20 protein-coding genes are annotated in these 18,180 nt (G+C 66.7%); 8 read left to right on the top strand and 12 right to left on the bottom strand.

All coding sequences use genetic code 11. From position 1 onward, the window contains the following. Window positions 1-80 precede the first annotated feature (80 nt). The 6 genes from FHR04_RS13630 (at window position 81) to FHR04_RS13605 (ending at window position 7,465) form a co-directional block, all read left to right on the top strand. Window positions 81-1,001, top strand: coding sequence for a glycine betaine ABC transporter substrate-binding protein (locus FHR04_RS13630; RefSeq protein ID WP_139403909.1), 921 nt, complete (start codon window positions 81-83; stop codon window positions 999-1,001). 333 nt (window positions 1,002-1,334) lie between these two features. Continuing rightward, window positions 1,335-2,516 (top strand): ABC transporter permease, encoded by a 1,182-nt coding sequence (locus FHR04_RS13625; protein ID WP_249039129.1) that lies wholly within the window; start codon window positions 1,335-1,337, stop codon window positions 2,514-2,516. A 178-nt stretch (window positions 2,517-2,694) separates the two neighbouring features. Continuing rightward, window positions 2,695-3,639: an ABC transporter ATP-binding protein gene (locus FHR04_RS13620; protein WP_139403908.1), complete on the top strand. Its 945-nt coding sequence runs from the start codon at window positions 2,695-2,697 to the stop codon at window positions 3,637-3,639. Between the two features lie 10 nt (window positions 3,640-3,649). Beyond that, window positions 3,650-4,396 (top strand): ABC transporter permease, encoded by a 747-nt coding sequence (locus FHR04_RS13615; protein ID WP_052195546.1) that lies wholly within the window; start codon window positions 3,650-3,652, stop codon window positions 4,394-4,396. Window positions 4,397-4,571: 175 nt separating this feature from the next. After that, window positions 4,572-5,633 (top strand): DNA double-strand break repair nuclease NurA, encoded by a 1,062-nt coding sequence (locus tag FHR04_RS13610; RefSeq protein WP_139403907.1) that lies wholly within the window; start codon window positions 4,572-4,574, stop codon window positions 5,631-5,633. After that, the gene (locus FHR04_RS13605; protein WP_139403906.1) at window positions 5,630-7,465 is read left to right on the top strand and encodes an ATP-binding protein; all 1,836 of its coding nucleotides are present in this window, start codon (window positions 5,630-5,632) and stop codon (window positions 7,463-7,465) included. Before FHR04_RS13610 ends, FHR04_RS13605 begins: the two co-directional genes overlap by 4 nt. A 105-nt stretch (window positions 7,466-7,570) precedes the next feature. On the opposite strand, the gene FHR04_RS13600 is transcribed toward FHR04_RS13605, so the two are convergent. From FHR04_RS13600 to FHR04_RS13580, 5 genes are all read right to left on the bottom strand, one after another. Continuing rightward, window positions 7,571-8,260, bottom strand: coding sequence for an anti-sigma factor (locus FHR04_RS13600; protein ID WP_139403905.1), 690 nt, complete (start codon window positions 8,258-8,260; stop codon window positions 7,571-7,573). 98 nt (window positions 8,261-8,358) lie between these two features. Then, a complete protein-coding gene (locus tag FHR04_RS13595; protein WP_039685761.1) occupies window positions 8,359-8,904 on the bottom strand; it encodes an RNA polymerase sigma factor in 546 nt (181 codons plus the stop codon). 96 nt (window positions 8,905-9,000) lie between these two features. After that, entirely contained in the window at window positions 9,001-9,264 is a 264-nt protein-coding gene (locus tag FHR04_RS13590; protein WP_039685759.1) for a Sec-independent protein translocase subunit TatA/TatB, read from the bottom strand. A 104-nt stretch (window positions 9,265-9,368) separates the two neighbouring features. Beyond that, window positions 9,369-10,115, bottom strand: coding sequence for a ferritin-like domain-containing protein (locus FHR04_RS13585; protein WP_139403904.1), 747 nt, complete (start codon window positions 10,113-10,115; stop codon window positions 9,369-9,371). A 59-nt stretch (window positions 10,116-10,174) separates the two neighbouring features. Then, on the bottom strand, window positions 10,175-10,945 hold the full coding sequence (locus FHR04_RS13580) for a ferritin-like domain-containing protein (protein WP_139403903.1): 771 nt from the start codon (window positions 10,943-10,945) through the stop codon (window positions 10,175-10,177). A gap of 239 nt (window positions 10,946-11,184) precedes the next feature. Between FHR04_RS13580 and FHR04_RS13575 the strand changes: the two genes are divergently transcribed. Continuing rightward, entirely contained in the window at window positions 11,185-12,162 is a 978-nt protein-coding gene (locus tag FHR04_RS13575) for an RluA family pseudouridine synthase (protein ID WP_249039128.1), read from the top strand. Here the strand turns inward: FHR04_RS13575 and FHR04_RS13570 are convergent. Continuing rightward, a complete protein-coding gene (locus FHR04_RS13570) occupies window positions 12,159-12,674 on the bottom strand; it encodes a DUF305 domain-containing protein (protein ID WP_211344200.1) in 516 nt (171 codons plus the stop codon). The two genes, FHR04_RS13575 and FHR04_RS13570, sit on opposite strands and share 4 nt — an antisense overlap. Window positions 12,675-12,763: 89 nt before the next feature. Beyond that, window positions 12,764-12,973: a four-helix bundle copper-binding protein gene (locus FHR04_RS13565; RefSeq protein ID WP_311734720.1), complete on the bottom strand. Its 210-nt coding sequence runs from the start codon at window positions 12,971-12,973 to the stop codon at window positions 12,764-12,766. Between the two features lie 204 nt (window positions 12,974-13,177). Between FHR04_RS13565 and msrB the strand changes: the two genes are divergently transcribed. Beyond that, window positions 13,178-13,642, top strand: coding sequence for a peptide-methionine (R)-S-oxide reductase MsrB (msrB, locus tag FHR04_RS13560; protein WP_139403902.1), 465 nt, complete (start codon window positions 13,178-13,180; stop codon window positions 13,640-13,642). A 65-nt stretch (window positions 13,643-13,707) separates the two neighbouring features. Here msrB and FHR04_RS13555 read toward each other — a convergent pair whose 3' ends face one another. The 5 genes from FHR04_RS13555 to FHR04_RS13535 form a co-directional block, all read right to left on the bottom strand. Further along, the gene (locus FHR04_RS13555) at window positions 13,708-14,505 is read right to left on the bottom strand and encodes a CAP domain-containing protein (RefSeq protein WP_170213957.1); all 798 of its coding nucleotides are present in this window, start codon (window positions 14,503-14,505) and stop codon (window positions 13,708-13,710) included. A 191-nt stretch (window positions 14,506-14,696) separates the two neighbouring features. Further along, a complete protein-coding gene (locus FHR04_RS13550) occupies window positions 14,697-15,545 on the bottom strand; it encodes a CAP domain-containing protein (RefSeq protein WP_249039127.1) in 849 nt (282 codons plus the stop codon). Window positions 15,546-15,730: 185 nt separating this feature from the next. Next, on the bottom strand, window positions 15,731-16,402 hold the full coding sequence (locus tag FHR04_RS13545; protein ID WP_183944814.1) for a hypothetical protein: 672 nt from the start codon (window positions 16,400-16,402) through the stop codon (window positions 15,731-15,733). 7 nt (window positions 16,403-16,409) lie between these two features. Beyond that, entirely contained in the window at window positions 16,410-16,613 is a 204-nt protein-coding gene (locus tag FHR04_RS13540; RefSeq protein WP_039685754.1) for a tautomerase family protein, read from the bottom strand. A gap of 77 nt (window positions 16,614-16,690) precedes the next feature. After that, window positions 16,691-18,151, bottom strand: a complete 1,461-nt coding sequence (locus FHR04_RS13535; protein ID WP_139403899.1) for a sigma 54-interacting transcriptional regulator — start codon at window positions 18,149-18,151, stop codon at window positions 16,691-16,693. Window positions 18,152-18,180: the final 29 nt, after the last annotated feature.

Here is an 18,180-nt window from a genome sequence, read left to right as displayed (position 1 = left end):
TTCTATTCCAGCCGCCGCCTGGATTTAAGCTCAGCGGCGTTCCTGACATCTGTACCACGGACTCCCCTGGAGGTTTCACAATGAAAGCGTCAACCCTAACCCGTTCCACCCTGGCCGTGCTGGCCGCCTCGCTGCTGGCCGCCGCGTCCGCCAAGCCTATTATCGTGGGCAGCAAACTCGACCCCGAGGCGCAGATTCTGGGGCAGATGATTCTGCTGACCCTCAAGAACGCGGGCCTGGAGACCACCGACAAGACCAACCTGGGCGACACCGGCGTGAACCGCAAGGCGATCCTGGCCGGCGAAATCGACGTGTACCCCGAGTACACCGGCAACGCGGTCTACCTGTTCCCGGCGGCCAAGATCACGCCCAAGCAGGCGGGCAATCCCGGCACCATCTACGGCTTGGCGCGGCAACTGGACAGCAAGAACGGCATCACCTGGCTCAAGCCCGCCAACGTGAACAACACCTGGGTAATCTCGGTGCCGCAGAAACTGGCGACCGCTGAGAAGCTCAAGAGCGTGGCCGATCTGGCGAAGTACATCAACGGCGGCGGCAAGTTCAAGATTGCGGGCAGCCCTGAGTACTTCAACCGCCCCGACACCTTCCCGGCTTTCGAGGCCGCCTACGGCTTCAAGCTCAAGCCCGATCAGAAGCTGGTGCTGGCGGGCGCGACGCCTCCGCAGGCGCAGCAGGCCGCCTCGAACGGCACCAACGGCGTGAACGCGGCGATGGCCTACGGCACCGACGGCACGCTGGCGGCCCTGAGCATGGTGGCGCTGACCGATCCCAAGGGCGCGCAGTTCGTGTACCAGCCCGCGCCGATCATCCGCACCAGCACCCTCAAGGACAACCCGCAGGTGGAAGCCGCGCTGAACAAGGTCTTCGCCAGCCTGAACGCCAGCACCCTGCAGGGGCTGAACGCCAAGGTGGCCCTCGAAGGCCAGACCCCGCAGGCCGTGGCGCAGGCCTACCTGAAGTCCAAGGGTCTGATCAAGTAATACGGACTCCGATTGAAAGGTGTTGAAAACACCTGGAAATCCGAGCGAAGCGAGCAGGAGAAAAACGGGTTCCGGATGTGGAGTGTAGAGATCGAAGCTGTCCCGATCTCTACACGAAACAAACGGAACCCGTATAACACCGGCAGCATGGGGGGGCAGTGGAAGGGCCAGTGGGTGCCCTCACCCGCTGCCCTTTCCCGTTGCGGCCCATTCGTCAACAAAAAATAAAGCGGATCGGACGGTGATCGGCCTGCCCCTCCCCAATGATGGGAATGTTTTCCGCCTGCCCTGCCCGCCTGCCCCGAGGAGTGCCCTCTTGACCGTTGTGATCGCATGACCGCCGCTCCGCCGGGTTCGGCCGTCAACCCCCGCCGCCCTACCGCCGCACCCGACGTGCAGCTGATCTTCTGGCTGGGCGGCCTGCTGATGCTGGCCGCGTGTTTCCTGCCGTGGGCGCTCTTGCGGCCCAACCGGCTGGCGTCCGGCGTGTACATGACGCTGCCCGCCGTGTGGATGGGGGTGGGAGGCGTGCTGGCGCTGGCGGTGCCGCTGTCGGCCCGCCTGCTGCCCCGTCTCACCCCGTTGCTGAGCGGCGCGGCCCTGGCGCTGGGCTTTTACCTGCTGGGCGCCCGCATGACCGCCGCCATGCTGGGTCAGCCCGAATTCGCGCGGGCCAGCGCCAGCAGCGGGGTGTGGGTGTGGCTGCTGGGGGCGGGGATTGCCCTGTACGGCGCCAGTCAGCTTGCCCTGCCGGAGCGGGTCTGGGGCGGGCTGGCGTGGCTGTGGCTGCCCGTTCTGGTGGTGCTGGCCCTGAGCGGCCAGCTGGCCGACTGGTCTGTGTTGCGCGAGCTGGACGCCCAGCAGGCCCGGTTCCTGCAGGAGGTAGGACAGCACCTGAAACTGGTGCTGACTGGCCTGGGGCTGGCGGTGCTGATCGGCGCGCCGCTGGCGGTCTGGGCCTCGCGGCGGCCCCGCGCGGCGGACGCGGTGCTGGGCTTTGCCAATGGCGTGCAGACCATTCCCAGTCTGGCGCTGCTGGGTCTGCTGATCGCGCCGCTGGGGGCGCTGGCGACGGCGCTGCCGTTCTTGCGGGAGGTAGGTGTGAGCGGCATCGGCACGGCCCCGGCGCTGACCGCGCTGACGCTGTACGCGCTGCTGCCGGTGCTGAGAAACGGGCTGGTGGCCCTGCGCGGTGTGTCGCCCGGCGCGCTGGACGCTGCGCGCGGTATGGGCATGACCGACAACCAGCGTTTCTGGCGGGTGCAGCTGCCGCTGGCGCTGCCGGTGTGGCTGTCGGGGGTGCGGCAGGCGGCGGTGCTGCTGGTGGGCGTCGCCAGCATCGCTCAGCTGATCGGCGCGGGCGGGCTGGGCTACTTCATCTTCAGCGGCCTGCAAACGGCGGCCAGTGACCTGATTCTGCTGGGCGCCATTCCCGCTGCCCTGCTGGCAATTGGCGTGGACGCCCTGCTGCGCGGCCTGGAAGTGCTGCTGACCCGGCAGTGGGGGCGGGGGTGATAAGGGGCTTGTGGCGTGTGGCCTGTGGCTTGTGGGAAAAGAAGGGGAGGTGGTACGCGGTGCGCGGGAGGCGGGAAAAGGGGGCCACCGGGCAGGCCGCAGTCCTGGCAAGTCGCCGTGGCCTTTCCCCATCAACCATCACCCTTCAACCATCAACCCACATCCCCCGGAGCCACCCATGATTGAACTCAAGCACCTGGAAAAGAAGTACGTCAACGAGGCCTCCGGCGAGCCGTTCTACGCGGTCAAAGACCTGAGCCTCACTTTTCCGGACGGCAAGATCACGGCGCTGCTGGGGCCGTCGGGCTGCGGCAAGACCACCACGCTGCGGATGATCAACCGTCTGACCGAGCCGACGGGGGGCCAGATTCTGCTGGACGGGCAGGACATCATGGCCCAGCGCCCGGAAGACCTGCGGCGGGGGATCGGCTACGTGATTCAGCAGATCGGGCTGTTTCCGCACCTGAGCGTGCTGCAAAATGTCGCCACCGTGCCGGATCTGCTGGGCCGCCCGAAGGCGCAGACCCGCGAGCGGGCGCGTGAGCTGCTGGCGCTGGTGGGCCTGGAGCCGGGGCAGTTTGCGGACAAGCACCCGCACGAGCTGTCCGGCGGGCAGGCGCAGCGGGTGGGCGTGGCGCGGGCGCTGGCCGCCAATCCCCCGGTGCTGCTGATGGACGAACCGTTCGGCGCGCTGGACCCGCTGGCCCGCGACAAGTTGCAGGAGGCGTTTTTAGACATCCAGCGCCGCCTGCAAAAAACGATTGTGCTGGTCACCCACGACATCGACGAGGCATTGCGCCTGGGGGATCGGGTGGCCCTGCTGAACGCCGGAGAGCTGGCCCAGTTCGGCACCCCCAATGACTTGGTGCGCCACCCCGAGAGCGAATTCGTGCGGCAATTTCTGGGCGAGGACGCGCTGCTGCGCCAGCTGGCGGGCCTGACCGCCTCTCAACTGGCCCAGCCGGGCGACGCCACGGGCTTGCCGCAGATCAGCGGCTCGCTGAATGTCCGCAGCGCCCTGAGCGTGATGCTGGGCCAGCGGTCCGACGCCCTGGCGGTGCTGGACGCGGAAGGGCAGGTGCAGGGCGTCCTGACGTGGCAGATGTTGGAGGCAGCCGGATGAGGGCAGGCGGATGACGGTGGCCCGCGCCGCCGGAACGCGCCGCCCCGTCTCGGCATTCCTGCCCGCCCTGCTGTGGCCCGCGCTGCTGCTGGTCTGCCTGATTCCGGGGGTGCTATCGAACCTGTTCGCGCCACTGTCGGCGGGGATTCCGCCGGACACTGGGGGCCGCCCGCTGTGGCAACTCACGCTGATTCACCTGCAACTGGTGCTGGGCGCGGAGCTGATCGTGCTCTTGCTCGGCGTGCCGCTGGCGGTGTTCGTGACCCGTCCGGGCCGCGCCGCTTTAATGCGCCTGACCGAGACGGTCACGGGGCTGGGCCAGACGGTTCCCACCATTGCCATCCTCGCCCTGGCGGTGCCGACGCTGGGGCTGGGGCTGCCGCCGACCGTGTTGGGGCTGGTGCTGTACGGGCTGGTGCCGGTGGTGTCCAACGGCATCGCGGGCCTGCTGGCGGTGGATCAGGGGGTGCTGGACGCGGCGCGCGGCGTGGGCATGACCGCCCGTCAGCGCCTGATGCGGGTGGAACTGCCCCTGAGCCTCTCAGTGCTGATGGCCGGCATCCGCACCAGCACCGTCTACAACGTCGGCACGGCCACCATCGGCGCGGCGCTGGGCGCGGGCGGGCTGGGCAGCCTGATCATCAACGGGCTGTCGCAGCAGAACACCGGACTGGTCTTGATCGGCGCGGTGCTGGCCGGCTTGCTGGCCCTGAGCCTGGACGCGTTGCTGGAACTGGTGTCTCCGAGCGGGAGGTGAGGGGGCTTGTGGGAAAAGAGGGGAGGCGGTGTGCGGTACGCCGTGCGCGGTCTTCTGAGCGTTCAGCCCTTTAGACGTTTAGACGGCGAAGCCCCTCAGCGGTTTGACCGTTAGACGGTTTGACCTTCAGACCCTTTGACCTTTAGACGGGGCAAAGCCCCCCTACAATGCCCCCATGCGGATTCGTCTCGACCCCTGGCCGGTGGACACCCACGACGGCCAACTGACCCTCAAGCCCTTCGCGGGGCTTGTTTTCAATGCCGAAACGGAGGCGTGGTCCGCCATCGCTCCCCGTGAGATTCCGGCCCGGCTCTCCAAGGTGCTGGTGGTGGACGGCAAACCACGCATGGAGGCCCGGCTGCTGCTGGACGACGAGAACGGTGGCCTGAGCCTGGCCGGCTTCGGGGCCTTCGTGGCGGGCGCGGTGGACCTGTGTCCGCACGGCTCGCGGCAGGCCGAGCTGCTGGAAGTGGCCGCCCAGCGCGTGCTGGCCTACAGCAACGAGGGCGGCGCGACCGTGGAAATGACCCGCCTCAGCCCGCGCAACCCGCACACCGGACGACTGGAGTACACGCCGCATGTCTTTTCAGGCAGCCAGTTGGAGGGCGCGAAAAGCAAGGTGCAGCGCCTGATGCTGGACGCCGAGGCCGAACTGAGCCACCGCCTCGCCTCCGCCCTGCCACTGGACGAACATGACCCGAACGCCCTGCCCGACACGCTGGTCTTGCAGGACGGCCCGGTGCGGATCGGCGGGGCGGGGCGCGCGGTGCTGGGCTACGTCAAGACCCTGCACACCGACTACCTGGGTGCGGACCGGATCGGCCTGCTGGGCACGCTGAAGCCGGGGGAACGCACCCCCGTCCTGCGCTTCCGGGTGGGCGATCAGGGCGGCGGGCAGGACTCGGAGGGCCGCGAGCAGCGCTTCACGTGGTACGTCCGCCTGTGCGATCCGCCCTTTTACCAGCATCCGCTGGCCGGCGTGATGCGCCTGGAAATGCACGCGCCGGAGGACAGCGATTTCGTGCCGCGTGGCGTGCTGGACATCGCCAACCTGTCGGGGCGGCTGCTGTGCAGGCTGGCGAGCGCGCCGCACAAGGACGCCCGCGCCCCGCAGAACCTGATTCCCACCGCCGCGCTGGAGCAGGCGATGGGCCGCGCGATGGGCAGCGCCGAACTGGTCACGCGCCGCATCCGCTCGCATCTGGCGCGCGAATTAGGCAAAGAGGCGGTGGCATGACCGGCACCTCCGAGGCCCGCATCGGCATGGTGCTGGGCACCGAGGACGTGACGCCCACCGTCTTCTGGTTCGCCGTGAGCGCGGGCGCGAGCGTGCAGCTTGATGATCTGGTGGTGGTGGAAACCCTCAAGCCCGATGGCCGCCCGGTGCGCTTCTACGGGCTGGTGGACAACGTCCGCAAGCGGCACGAGGGCGTCACCTTCGAGTCCGACGTGGAGGACGTGGTGGCCGGCATCCTGCCCGCCAGCGTCAGCTACGCCGCGCGGGTGCTGGTCACGCGGGTGGATCCCGAGAACTTCATTCCGCCGCAGCCGGGCGACACCGTGCGGCACGCGCGCGGCGACGACCTGAACATGGCCCTCAGCGCCGACAAGATGGGGCAGGCCAGCTTCCCCGGCGGCCTGCTGGCCGACGGTCAGCCGCTGCCGCTGAACTTCCGCTTCGTCAACGGCGAGAGCGGCGGCCACATCAACATCTCGGGCATCTCGGGGGTGGCGACGAAAACCAGTTACGCGCTGTTTTTGCTGCACAGCATCTTCCGCAGCGGCGTGATGGACCGGGTGGCCCAGGAGAGCGGCGGGCGCATGGCCGGCAGCTCTGGCGGGCGCGCCATCATCTTCAACGTCAAGGGCGAGGACCTGCTGTTCCTGGACAAACCCAACAGCAAGGTGGTCAGGAAGGAGGCCGAGGCCGGGGCCAACAAGGGCTTCGCCCGTGACCGCTACGCCCTGCTGGGCCTGCCGATGACCCCCTTCCGCGACACCCAGTTCCTGGCCCCGCCCCGCGCCGGGGCAACAGGCAGCGCCATCGTCCCCCATACCGATCAGCGCTCGGAGGGCGTGACCCCCTTCGTCTTCACCCTGCGCGAGTTCTGCGCCAACCGGCTGCTTCAGTACGTCTTCTCGGACGCGGGCAGCAGCCTGAACCTGGGCTTCGTGATCGGGAACATCGAGGAAAAGCTGTTCCGCCTGGCCGGGGCGCAGACGGGTTCCGGCACCGGCCTCAAGGTGGACGACTGGCAGGTGGAGCTGAGCGAGACGCCGCCCGAGGATCTGGAATTTGGCGAGCTGGGCGGCGTCAACCTGCGGACCTTCGATCAGCTGATCTCGTACATCGAGTTCAAGCTCTTAGAAGACCGCGACGGCGAGGGCGATCCCAAATGGGTCTTAAAGCAGGCCCCCGGCACCCTGCGCGCCTTTACCCGGCGGCTGCGCGGCGTGCAGAAGCACCTGACGCCTTTAATCCGTGGTGACCTGAGCGAAGCTGAGGCCGCCCGCTACCGCCCCAACCTGCTGAGCGGCGCGCAACTGAGCGTGGTGGACATCCACAATCTGTCCGGCCCGGCGCAGATGTTCGTGGTGGGCGTGCTGCTGCGGCAGGTGTTTGATCACAAGGAAAAGTACGGGCGACAGGACACCGTGTTCGTGGTGCTGGACGAGCTGAACAAGTACGCCCCGCGCGACGACGGCAGCCCGATCAAAGACATCCTGCTGGAAATCGCCGAGCGGGGGCGCAGCCTGGGCATCATTTTAATCGGCGCGCAGCAGACTGCCAGTGAAGTGGAGCGGCGCATCGTCTCCAACGCGGCCATCCGGGTGGTGGGCCGGCTGGATCTGGCGGAAGCCGAGCGCCCCGAGTACCGTTTCCTGCCCCAGAGCTTCCGCGCCCGCGCCGGGATTCTGCAACCCGGCACCATGCTGGTGTCTCAGCCGGACGTGCCCAACCCCGTGCTGGTCAATTACCCCTTCCCAGCGTGGGCCACGCGCGGCGACGAGGTGGACGATCTGGGGGGCCGCGACGTCGTGGAAGTGGGCGACGACTGGCTGCGCTGAGACAGGCACAAAAAATCGCCCTTCTGGGCGACGTAAATGCTTATGGTCCTCAAGGCATACGGAAGGCATGGGTGGTCAATCAATGGAACCATTCATGCCTTGCGGCTACAGCTGCTGCACCAGAATCGGCGTGGTGGTGGGCTGCGCGCTGCCGCCGGGTGGCTCCACGCTGACGGCCAGGGTCAGACCGTCGGGAGCGTCCTGCACCAGTGTGCCCTGGCCGTCGATCACGCCCAGCGATACGGGGGCGCCGTCCTGGATCTTCCACAGCTGGTACACGCGGTTCTCTGGCGGCGCGGCGCTCAGATATAGAAAAGCGGTGCCGTCACGCAAGCGCACCACCTGGCCGATCTCTTCCCTGTCCGCGCCGGTCAGGGGCTGGCTCACCGCGCCGGGCATGCCCGCGTAGCGGGTCAAGGGATCGCTGGGAGGGCGCAGGGCGAAGAACAGCGCCAGGGCGGCGGCCAGCCCCAGCACGCCCAGCCCCAGGCTCCAGCCCCTGCGCCCTGACGGGGCTGCAGGGGGCGTTTCTGGCGCCTGGGCAGGGGTCAGGGGCGGGAAGACCGGTGCCGCCTCACGCTCCGCGCGCAACCGCGCCATCAACCGGTCTGCGGCCCCCTCCGGGACCTGAGCGGACGGCAGTTGCTCGGGCAGGGCGTGCAGGGCCGCCATGTCGCTGCGGTACTCGGCCTGCAACTCGGGGTCGGCGTCGAGCGCGGCCTGAACACGCGCCTGCTCCTGCGGGGACAGGGTGCCCAGCGCCAGGGCGATCAGATCGTCTCGTTGGATGGACATGCGTGTTCACCTGCCTTCTGCCCGGTACAGCCAGAGCGGATCATAGCCTGTCTACCTTAAGCGTATGGAATGAGGACTGCGAGAGGAGCCAGCATGGTTCAGAGGGTGCCGGAGGGGCCGAGCAGGGCTTTCATGCGCCCCAGGGCCGAACGTAAGCGTGATTTGACGGTGCCCACCGGCAGGCCCAACAGGACCGCCAGTTCGCTGTGGGTGTAGCCGCGGTAGTACGCCAGTTCGATCAGTTTGCGCTGGTCCGTCTCCAGCCCCTGCACGGCTTGCTCGGCCAGCAACCGGTCGGTGGGATCGGCGGCGGCGGTGGGCGCGTCCCACTCCTCGATCTCCAGCGACGTCTGCGGACGGTCCCGCAGTTCCTGCAAGAAACGGTGGTGCGCGATGCTGACCAGCCAGGTCTTGACGCTGGCCCGCGAGGCGTCGAAGCGTCCGGCGTGTTTCCAGGCGTTCATAAAGGCGTCCTGAACACAGCTTTCCACATCGTCGTTCTGGTGCAACATGCGGTGGCCCAGGGCATACAGCAGGCGGGCGTAGCGATCATGCAACTCGCGCAGGGCGTCTTCCTGCCCACCCGCCATGGCCTGGATCAGCGCCACGTCCGGAGCATCGGGGGGAAGGGAAGGTTGGCTCATCAGGTGGAGATCACCCTATCAAGGGTTGACACCCTGGCCACTTCATGAGTATTGGGACACCTTTATTGATTGGGGCTCACCTGGGGCCGTGTCGCTTCAGGCCTCGGCGTTGCGGGGCGGCGTGACGGCGGCAGCGGCCACCGGGGCGGCGGTCTGGGCCACCGTGACCGGCTGCTCGACCACCGGGGTGGCGACGATGTTCACGCCGTCCAGTTCGGCCTTGAGGCCCTGGGTGCTCTTGCGGAATTCGCGCAGGCCGTGGCCCAGGCTCTTGCCCAGTTCAGGCAGTTTGCGGGGGCCGAAGACCACCAGGGCAACCAGTAGAATCACAATCAGTTCTGCGGGGCCGATGTTGGGCATGGTGAAAACCTCCAATGGGGGAAGAAGCGAGGAACAGAACAGGGGACGGGCCGCCCGAAGGCCAACCTGCGTCCCCTACGGACGGGCAAGAAAAGAGTAGGCGCTTAGCTCTTGGGCAGCAGCGGTCCGACGATGTCCGACACGGTTTTCATATCCAGCGGCTTCCAGAAGTCGGTGGGCGTAGGCGAGTAGTTGAGGTCGAACTGGCCGGTATTGGTCACGGTTTCGCCGCCCTTGGGCTGCGGGGCAATAGACGTTTGTTGATCAGCCTTGGTATAGCCCAGCTGACGGCGCAGTTCCTGAATGCCGCTGGCGTGGTTGGCCTCGACAGCCAGCACGCTGGCGGCGGCGGTCAGGTACCCAGCGGTCAGGATCTTGTCGGCTTGGCCCAGGTAAGCGCGCACGCCGATAGGCTCGAAGGTGGCGGCCAGGGCCAGGAACAGCTCGTCATTGATGGTCTTGGGCGACTTGTCTGGATTAGTCAACAGTGGGGTGAAATCGATGTCGGGCTTGGGAATGGCCTTTTCACCGGCATCTGTAATGGTCTTCACGAGAAAGTCAACGTGGGCCTTCTCATGTGCGTAGATCTGATCGGCGTACTGCTTGACGCGGGCATTGGTCAGTTTGCTGCGCAGCGCACCCTTCTCAGAAAAGTTCAGATAAAACTCCGCTTCCAGGTATTCCAGCAGCAGGGCGTAGTTCAGGATTTCGATGTCCTGCTGCTTGCTCTTGGTCGAGACGCTGGTGGCAGCCAGAGCGGTCATGTTCACGCCGCCGAGCATCACGGCACCTGCGCTGGCGGCTCCAGCGAATTTCAGGAACGAACGGCGGTTGGGGGTGGGGGTAGTCATATGGGCATCTCCTCTGGGATCACGGAAACGAGCTTCAGATGGTCTCTTGGACCAGCTGTTTACTTCGCAGTCTTGACGATGACCGGGTCGACGATTTCCAGAACCTGCTCCATCGTCAACTCTTTCCAAAGCGCGGTCGGCGTCGGGGAATAGTCGGCATTAAACTTGGACGCGTCGGTGATCTTGGCATTGTTGCTGTCGGTATCCAGGCCGGGCTGAGGGGCAATGCTGGTCTGGCGCTCCGGGTCATTGTTGTACTTCAGGGCCACGCGCAGTTCCTGCACAGCGGACACATGGTTGGCCTCCACGGCATGGATCGCTCCGGCGGTGGCAATCAGTTCGGGCGTGCTCAGGCGGGCCACTTGGCCCAGGTACGCGCGCACGCCGATGGGCTCGAAGGTGGCGGCCAGGGCCAGGAACAGTTCGTCGTTGACCGTCTTGTTGCCGATCAGCGGACCAAAGTTGAAGGTGGGCTTGGCCACTGGCGTGCCACCCAGCTTGATAATGGTGGCCTTCAACGCCGCGACGTGGGAGTTCTCGTGCATCGCGATTTCCTTGGCGTACTCCTTGACCTGCGGATTGCTCAACTTGTCAGCATTCACACCGGTCCCCGTGAACTGGTTGTAGAAGTCGGCTTCCAGGTATTCCAGGGTCAGCGCGTAGTTCAGGATGACGAGGTCCTGCTTCTGGGCCTCGGTCATCTCTGCAGGCTTGGGGGTGGGCGTCGGGTTACAGGCGACCAGCGCCGTGCCTGCCCCGGCCAGACCCAGGTAGCCCATGAACTTGCGGCGTGACGTTGTCTGGCCCCCACTGATCTCCGCGCTCGTCATTTCCACTTTCTCCGGCATGAAACTCCTCCCTTGAGCGGCGTTGGTCGCCTCTTCGTCCTCCCAGACCTTGGCAATCTGAAAGGGGTCCTGTTCTCGCGACTGACCGCTGGGGCCTTCCGCATGAACGTTGCTCACTGGGGTATATGCACGCCTGCGGGGATTGGATTACCCCTGCCAGGAGCCTAAAGACCACATGAAGACTCGCCCGCCACTCAAGGGCAGCACCTAGACTGTCTGGCGTGAACGCTTTCCCTGCTCCCTCCCCACTGCATCTGGACGCCACGCCAGGGCGGCTGGACGCCGTGCTGGCCGCGCTGACCGGCCACAGCCGTTCTCAGGTGGCCGCCTGGATCGCGGACGGACTGGTGCAGGTGGACCACGAGGTGGCCGCAAAGGCCAGCCTCAAACTGCGGGGCGGCGAGGGCCTGACGGTGCAGGTGCCGCCCCCGCCCGAGGCGTCGGTGGAACCCGAGCAGATCCAGCTGGACGTGCTGTTCGAGGATGAGGCCCTGATTGCCGTGAATAAGCCGCCGGGCATGATCACCCACCCCGCGCCGGGGGTCCGCAGCGGCACGCTGGTCAACGCCCTGCTGGGCCGCATGGAATTGCCCCAGCAGACCGATTTCGACGGCGAGGGCGGCTACCGCCCCGGCATCGTGCACAGGCTGGACAAGGACACCAGCGGTGTAATCGTGGTCGCCAAGACGGTGGAGGCCCACGCCCGGCTGGCGGCTGCCTTCAAGGACCGGGAAACTCGCAAGAGCTATCTGGCGATTGTCGCCGGAGGCTGGAAAGCCAGCGGCCCGGTCCGGGTGGACGCGCCGGTGGGCCGCCATCCGGTGCAGCGGCAGCGCATGACGGTGGGCGGGGCGAACGCGCGGGATGCCCAGACTCTATTTACGCCCCTGGCGGCCCATCCGGACGGGCACGGGCGCACGCTGGCGCTGGTCCGCGCCCAGCCGCGCACGGGCCGCACCCACCAGATCCGGGTGCATCTGGCACATTTGGGCAGCCCGATTCTGGGCGACACCGTGTATGGCCGCGCCAGCGAGGTGATGGCCCGGCAGGCGCTGCACGCTCAGTTTCTAGACCTGCCTCACCCCATGACTGGCGAACTTCTGCACCTGCACGCGCCCGCGCCGGATGACCTGCTGAGCGCCTGGGTGGCGCTGGGCGGCACGCTGCCGGACACCCTGGAAACGCTGGAGCGGAGCTAGCGGCGTTCCAGGTCCTGAATCAGGGCCTTCATCTCGGCGATCTCGCGGCGCTGGGTCTCGATGATGCCGTCGGCCAGTTCGCGCACGCGGGGATCTTCGATCTGCGCCCGCGTGCTGGTCAGGATGGCAATCGAATGGTGCGGGATCATCGCCTTCATGTACGCCACGTCCCCCACCGTCGCCTGTGACCGCAGCAACCACAGCGCTCCAGCAAAGACCGCGAGGCTCCCGATCACAATCCCCACGTTGACCCGGCGGTTGCGGTACATGCCCAGCATGTACCCGAGCATGATCACCGCCATCGTCGCCCCCATGTACAGCGCCATCCACACCCGCGTCTGGCTGAAGTACACGTGTTCGAGCTGAGAGGTGTTCAGGTACATCAGCCCGTACATCACCACGGTGGAGGTCAGGATCATGGCCGCGAAACGGCCGTAGTGGCCGCCCAGCTCGCCCCTCGGTGGCTCGCCGGGTTGCTGGGGTTCAGACGAACCGTTCATGGAGTCGTGCATGGCATTCTCCTTGTCTCAAAGACAGCATCTCAAAACAGCCGCCTGCCCGCAGCCACGCTGCGGCAGGCGGCACAAACGTGCCTGGTGCTTCAGGCCGCGAGACCGTCCAACATCTTTTGGCAGGCCTGTTCACAGCGGCGGCACGACTCGGCGCACACCGCGCAGTGCGCCATGTCCATCTTTTCGGCGTGGCCCTGGCACTCGTCGCCGCAGGCTTTGCAGGCGGCCACACACGCCTGCAGCTGGGCGCGGAGCACGGCCGTGTCTGGCTGGGTCTGGCGGGTCGCAGGCTGGGTCATCGGAAAACCTCCGGGGAAGGCGCGAGGGTGAATGTTTGCCTGACATCGTAGAGGCCACTTCTTGAGGCGGCGTGAAGAGGCTGGTTTTCTCAAAACAATCCCAATGTCAGTTCAATCTGGGGCCAAGAAGTCCCAAGAACGGCTCAAGCCCGCAGCGTTTGGCCTGCCACGGTTGCACAGAGCCCTTGCTTCTAGACTCTGGACATGACTGAAACCACGAAGTCCCCCCAGTACAGTAAGCCCAGCGACGCCGAACTGCGCGAGCGGCTGACGCCCGAGCAGTACCGTGTGACCCAGCACGAGGGCACCGAGCGGGCCTTCACGGGCGAGTACTGGGACTATGACGGCGACGGCATCTACGTGGACGTGGTATCCGGCGAGCCGCTGTTCTCCAGCGCCGACAAGTACGACGCGGGCTGCGGCTGGCCCAGCTTTACCCGCCCGATCCAGAACAGCACGCTGACCGAGAACACCGACTACAAGATCAGCTATGCCCGCACCGAGGTGCGCAGCAGCGGCGCGGATTCCCACCTGGGCCACGTCTTCCCCGACGGCCCGCAGGATCAGGGTGGCCTGCGCTACTGCATCAACTCGGCGTCGCTGCGCTTCGTCCCGGCAGAACGGCTGGAGGCCGAGGGCTACGGCGAGTACCGCCAGCTGTTCAGCTGAAGCTGCGGCAGGTGAACAGGGCGAGTCCAGTGCGGCTCGCCCTGTTCATTGCTGTTCCCCATGCTTCAGCGGGTGCCGAAGTCCTGCACCCAGTACCGCTTGCCGCCCGAACTCTGGGCCAGCCCCAGGCCCAGTTCGCGGTACCCCGCGTTCATCAGGTTGCGGCAGTGGCCCTCGCTGTTCAGCCAGCCGGTCACGACTTCCTGCGCGTCGGCCTGCCCGGCGGCGATGTTCTCGGCAATGGTGCGCCAGCTGTACCCGGCCGCGTCGATGCGGTCCTTCGGGGCCCGTCCATCCGGGCTGATGTGATTGAAATAATTGCGGGCTGCCATGTCGGCGGCGTGGGCCTGGGCCGCCGCGCCCAGCCGCGCCTCAGAAACCAGGGGAGGTGCGGGCGGGTAAACGCTGCCCCCGCAGCGGTGGCCCCTGGCTCGGGCGGCGTTGGTCAGCTCCAATACCTGCCGGGTCACCGCGTCCAGCAGCTGCGGTGTGGCGGGCGGCGGGGCCACCACCTGCATGCGGAATTCGGCCAGGGCACGGCCCGTTCCGGTCTGGATGGCCCGCACCGACGCCTGCCCGGCCCCGTCTGCCCGCGCCAGCCCTTCCGCCGTGACCGACACCACGCGCGGATCGCTGCTGGTCCAGGTCAACCCGTCCGGCGGCACCCGGCGTCCGTTGAGGGTCACTTCCAGCTGCATGGTCTGGCCTACGTCCAGAGATCGCTGCGTGGTGGCCGGGACCAGCTGTGGGCTGGTCAGCTCTGGTCTGTCTGCCTCCGGCTGGGCGGCGCGGCGCGAGACGGTGCAGGCCGCCAGCGCGGGCACGAGACAGGCGAGCAGCAGCAGGGAGGGCAGGCGACGCACCCGGCCATTAGAGCATCCGCGTGCGGCTGGAAGGGGGATGCGTTTCATCTGGAATCACCTTGAAGATTACGGGAGGAATCGGGGACCGGACCTTTGAGGGCTGTCCCCTGATGCCCGTGGATTCAAAGAGAACAACCGTGTCACGGACTGCTCCGACACGGTTGTTCTTGGCTCTGGCAGGCGCTGTGGGGTCAGCGGGCGCCGAAGTCCTGCACCCAGTAGTGGCGGTAGCTGCCGCCCGCGGCGTAGCCCACGCCCAGTTCACGGAAGCTGGGGTTCATGATGTTGCGGCAGTGGCCCTCGCTCTGCAGCCAGCCCGCGACGACCTGCTGCGCGGTGGACTGTCCGGCGGCGATGTTCTCGCCGATGGTGCGGAACGCGTAGCCCGTGGCGCTGATGCGCTGCACGAAGGTGCGCCCGTCCTGGCTGGTATGGCTGAAGTAGCTCTTGGCGGCCATGTCGCTGGCGTGGCCCTGCGCGGCCTGGGCCAACTGGGCGTTCAGGGTCAGGGCGGGGGCGGCCGCGAAGCTGGTGGCGCCGCAGTTGCGGGCCTGGGCACGGGCCTGGTTCACCAGCTGCAGCACCTGCTGCGCGGTGGTGCCGGAAACTGGCGGCGCCGGCTGGGGTGCGGGGGTGGGGGCCGGTGCGGGCGCGCTGGCAGCCGTCACGGTCACGCTGAAGTCCAGGTAGGCGCTGGGGTTGCTGATCAGGGTGGTCCGGACCACCGCGCTGCCGGCCGCGACGGCCTTGATCAGCCCACTTTGCGTCACGGTGGCGACGGCGGCGTTGCTGGTGGTCCACCGCAGCTGTCCCGGCTGGGCCGGCTGCCCTCCCACCGAGATGTTGATCTGCTGGGTCTGGCCCACCTTCAGCTGCAAGGACGCGGCGGCCTGGGCGCTCAGCGTGGTGCCCGTGGCGACAGGGGCGGCGGCGAGATCATTCGGCACTGCGGCTGTCGGCGGTGTGGTCCCGCAGGCGCTCAGAATTACGGTCAGGGTCAGGGCGGCGAGGCCAGCGGAACGTTTCAGGGAAAAAGGCACGTCCAGCATTAAACGCTTCTCAACCCTCTTTACCGTGAGGACAGGTTTCTCATCTCTCATTAAACGCTGATCCACTTCTGGGTGCATGGGAACCATTGTTTAACGCGGCGCGTCACAATTCTATTTTCTCATCACGTCTAAATAGAGACGGTCCGTTCGCGCCTCTTAATGCTGGAAACTACACTTTAAGACTCGTTAAGAAGATTAAATTTCACAGTGCTGCTGTCTGATGATCGCATCTTCCCATTCAGGAGCGGCGTGCTGGGTAGAGAGACGCGCAGTTGTGGTCCCAGCTCCGCTGCCGTTGTCAGCAGGGCCAGGGCGGCGGCCACGTTCAGCGCTCCCCAGAGATGTGCCGCCCCCTTGCCCTGAGCGCCGTGCCACAGCAGCGCCCCCACCGCCTCGCCCGCAGGGTTGTAGGCCAGCAACGGCAGGTAGTCGCGCTGGCCTTCCAGCCGCGCCGCCAGATGCCGGGCCAGCGGCGTGGCCCATTCCGGCGTGCCATGGGCCGCGGTCAGGACATCAGCCCAGTTCTGGAGGTGCAGGCGGCTGAGCTGCTCCACCACGATGCCCGAGTCCTGCACCCCGGTAGGCACGAACGTTCCCACCGTCAGCGCCGCCACCTCCTGCGCCCCCGCGACAGGCGAGAGCGAGGCCACCAGCGGCGGCAGCCCATGCGCTTCATGCCACGCCAGCGCAGAGCGCAGATTCGGCACAACTTCGGGCAGATACGTCGCATTCAGGCCCAGCACGTTCACGCCCGGCGTCAACAGCGTAAGTGCGCCGCCCTCCTCGCGCTGAAAGGTGGACAGCGGCGCGAAGTACTGGGTCAGTTCGGTCAGGACGGGCGGCAGCACGCGGAGGCTACCCCTGCCGCTGGCGGTGGACGGAGGTCAGCTCGCCCGCATAGCCCCAGTTCTCCGGATCCACTTCGTCGATCACGACATGCACACTCTCCGGCCGTTTGCCCAGCACGCTCTGCATGGTGGCGGTGATCTCGCGGACGATCTGCGCTTTCTGGTCGGTGGTGATGTCCTTGCGGGTCAGCCGGACGTTGATGTAGGGCATGGGGATGATTCTAAGGGCGACAGAAAAATGGAGCCGCCGGAAAAACTCCAGTGGCCCCATTTGCTGTCCCGCTTAACTCAGTTCCAGCGTCCGCCGCGCTGCTGGCGCGTTTCGGGTTCGGGAGCGGCGTACAGCTCCTCGGCCCGCGAGAGCTTCTTGCGTCCATACAGCCCTTCGAGGACGAACTCGGCGGCACTGACCCGCACGGCGTCGCTGTTGCTGTCGGCCAGTTCGGCGGCGATGTCGCTCAGGCCAGGGACTTCCTTCGTCGCCTTCATGGCCGCGCCGGAATTGCCGGACTGCGGGAAGCGGAAGACGTTGCCGTCCTCGAACCACTTCTCCAGTTTCTGGGTGTCCATGCTGCCGCACAGGCGGCCGTACACCGCGCCCGCGGCCTTGCGAATCACTTCCTTGGCGACGTTGTCCGCGCCCTTCAACTCGCCCTCGTATTCCAGCTCCATCTTGCCGGTGATGGCCGGCAGGCCCGCGTACACGTCACTGACGCGCACCACGGCGTCGTCGCCGCCCATCAGGCTGCGGCGCTCGGCGTTGGCGGCGGCCACTTCCAGCAGGGAGATCGGCAGGCGCTGCGAGACGCCGCTCATCTTGTCCACGCGGCCATCCTCGCGGGCCTGGAAGGCGATTTCCTCGATCAGTTCGGCCATGAAGCCGGGAACGGTCACGGCGTCGTCCTTGACGGCTTCCTGCGCGGTGATGTCCATGCCCAGCCGCACGTCGGTGGGGTAGTGGGTGCGGATTTCACTGCCGATACGGTCCTTGAGGGGCGTAACGATCTTGCCGCGCGCCGTGTAGTCCTCGGGGTTGGCGCTGAAGACCAGCATCACGTCCAGTTCCAGGCGGATCGGGTAGCCCTTGATCTGCACGTCGCCTTCCTGAAGGATGTTGAACATCGCCACCTGCACCTTGGGGGCGAGGTCCGCCAGCTCATTGACCGCGAAGATGCCCCGGTTGGCGCGCGGCAGCAGCCCGAAGTGCATGGAGCGGGTATCGCCCAGGCTGGTGCCCAGGCGGGCGGCCTTGATGGGATCGACGTCGCCGATCAGGTCGGCCACCGTGACGTCGGGCGTCGCCAGCTTTTCCACGTAGCGGTCCGCGCGGGGCAGCCAGCGGATGGGCAACTCCCTGCCGTGCGCCTCGAGCATGTGCTTGCCCTCCGCGCCCACCGGGTTCAGGGGATCGTCGGGCATGTCCACGCCGTCAATCACCGGCACCACGTCATCAAGCAGTTCGGTGATCGCGCGGAGGATGCGGCTCTTGGCCTGACCGCGCAGCCCCAGCAGAATGAAGTTCTGCCGCGCCAGCAGGGCGTTGACCAGTTGCGGAATCACGGTGTCGTCGTAGCCCACCACGCCGGGGAACAGTTCCTCGCCGCCCCGGAGCTTGCGGGTCAGGTTCTCGCGAACCTCGTCCTGAACCAGCCTGATCTTTCCGTCGAAAGGAGTGCGTCCGGCATAACCGGGCGTGTCCAGCAGTTCACCCAGCGTCCTGGCTCTGGCGGTCATGTTTGCAGCGGTCATATCGGAAAAAACGTAGCACGGGGCCGAAA

It is taken from the genome of Deinococcus radiopugnans ATCC 19172 (genome assembly GCF_006335125.1).
Classification (GTDB): domain Bacteria; phylum Deinococcota; class Deinococci; order Deinococcales; family Deinococcaceae; genus Deinococcus; species Deinococcus radiopugnans.
Note: the sequence above shows the minus strand (reverse complement) of the source record. Positions and strands in the feature narration are given on the sequence as shown.

Excerpts from the sequence above, each read along its gene's own strand:
- FHR04_RS13630 (WP_139403909.1), top strand. The coding sequence starts at position 81 with ATGAAAGCGTCAACCCTAACCCGTTCCACCCTGGCCGTGCTGGCCGCC.
- FHR04_RS13625 (WP_249039129.1), top strand. The coding sequence starts at position 1,335 with ATGACCGCCGCTCCGCCGGGTTCGGCCGTCAACCCCCGCCGCCCTACC.
- FHR04_RS13620 (WP_139403908.1), top strand. The coding sequence starts at position 2,695 with ATGATTGAACTCAAGCACCTGGAAAAGAAGTACGTCAACGAGGCCTCC.
- FHR04_RS13615 (WP_052195546.1), top strand. The coding sequence starts at position 3,650 with ATGACGGTGGCCCGCGCCGCCGGAACGCGCCGCCCCGTCTCGGCATTC.
- FHR04_RS13610 (WP_139403907.1), top strand. The coding sequence starts at position 4,572 with ATGCGGATTCGTCTCGACCCCTGGCCGGTGGACACCCACGACGGCCAA.
- FHR04_RS13605 (WP_139403906.1), top strand. The coding sequence starts at position 5,630 with ATGACCGGCACCTCCGAGGCCCGCATCGGCATGGTGCTGGGCACCGAG.
- FHR04_RS13600 (WP_139403905.1), bottom strand. The coding sequence starts at position 8,260 with ATGTCCATCCAACGAGACGATCTGATCGCCCTGGCGCTGGGCACCCTG.
- FHR04_RS13595 (WP_039685761.1), bottom strand. The coding sequence starts at position 8,904 with ATGAGCCAACCTTCCCTTCCCCCCGATGCTCCGGACGTGGCGCTGATC.
- FHR04_RS13590 (WP_039685759.1), bottom strand. The coding sequence starts at position 9,264 with ATGCCCAACATCGGCCCCGCAGAACTGATTGTGATTCTACTGGTTGCC.
- FHR04_RS13585 (WP_139403904.1), bottom strand. The coding sequence starts at position 10,115 with ATGACTACCCCCACCCCCAACCGCCGTTCGTTCCTGAAATTCGCTGGA.
- FHR04_RS13580 (WP_139403903.1), bottom strand. The coding sequence starts at position 10,945 with ATGACGAGCGCGGAGATCAGTGGGGGCCAGACAACGTCACGCCGCAAG.
- FHR04_RS13570 (WP_211344200.1), bottom strand. The coding sequence starts at position 12,674 with ATGCACGACTCCATGAACGGTTCGTCTGAACCCCAGCAACCCGGCGAG.
- FHR04_RS13565 (WP_311734720.1), bottom strand. The coding sequence starts at position 12,973 with ATGACCCAGCCTGCGACCCGCCAGACCCAGCCAGACACGGCCGTGCTC.
- msrB (WP_139403902.1), top strand. The coding sequence starts at position 13,178 with ATGACTGAAACCACGAAGTCCCCCCAGTACAGTAAGCCCAGCGACGCC.
- FHR04_RS13540 (WP_039685754.1), bottom strand. The coding sequence starts at position 16,613 with ATGCCCTACATCAACGTCCGGCTGACCCGCAAGGACATCACCACCGAC.
- FHR04_RS13535 (WP_139403899.1), bottom strand. The coding sequence starts at position 18,151 with ATGACCGCTGCAAACATGACCGCCAGAGCCAGGACGCTGGGTGAACTG.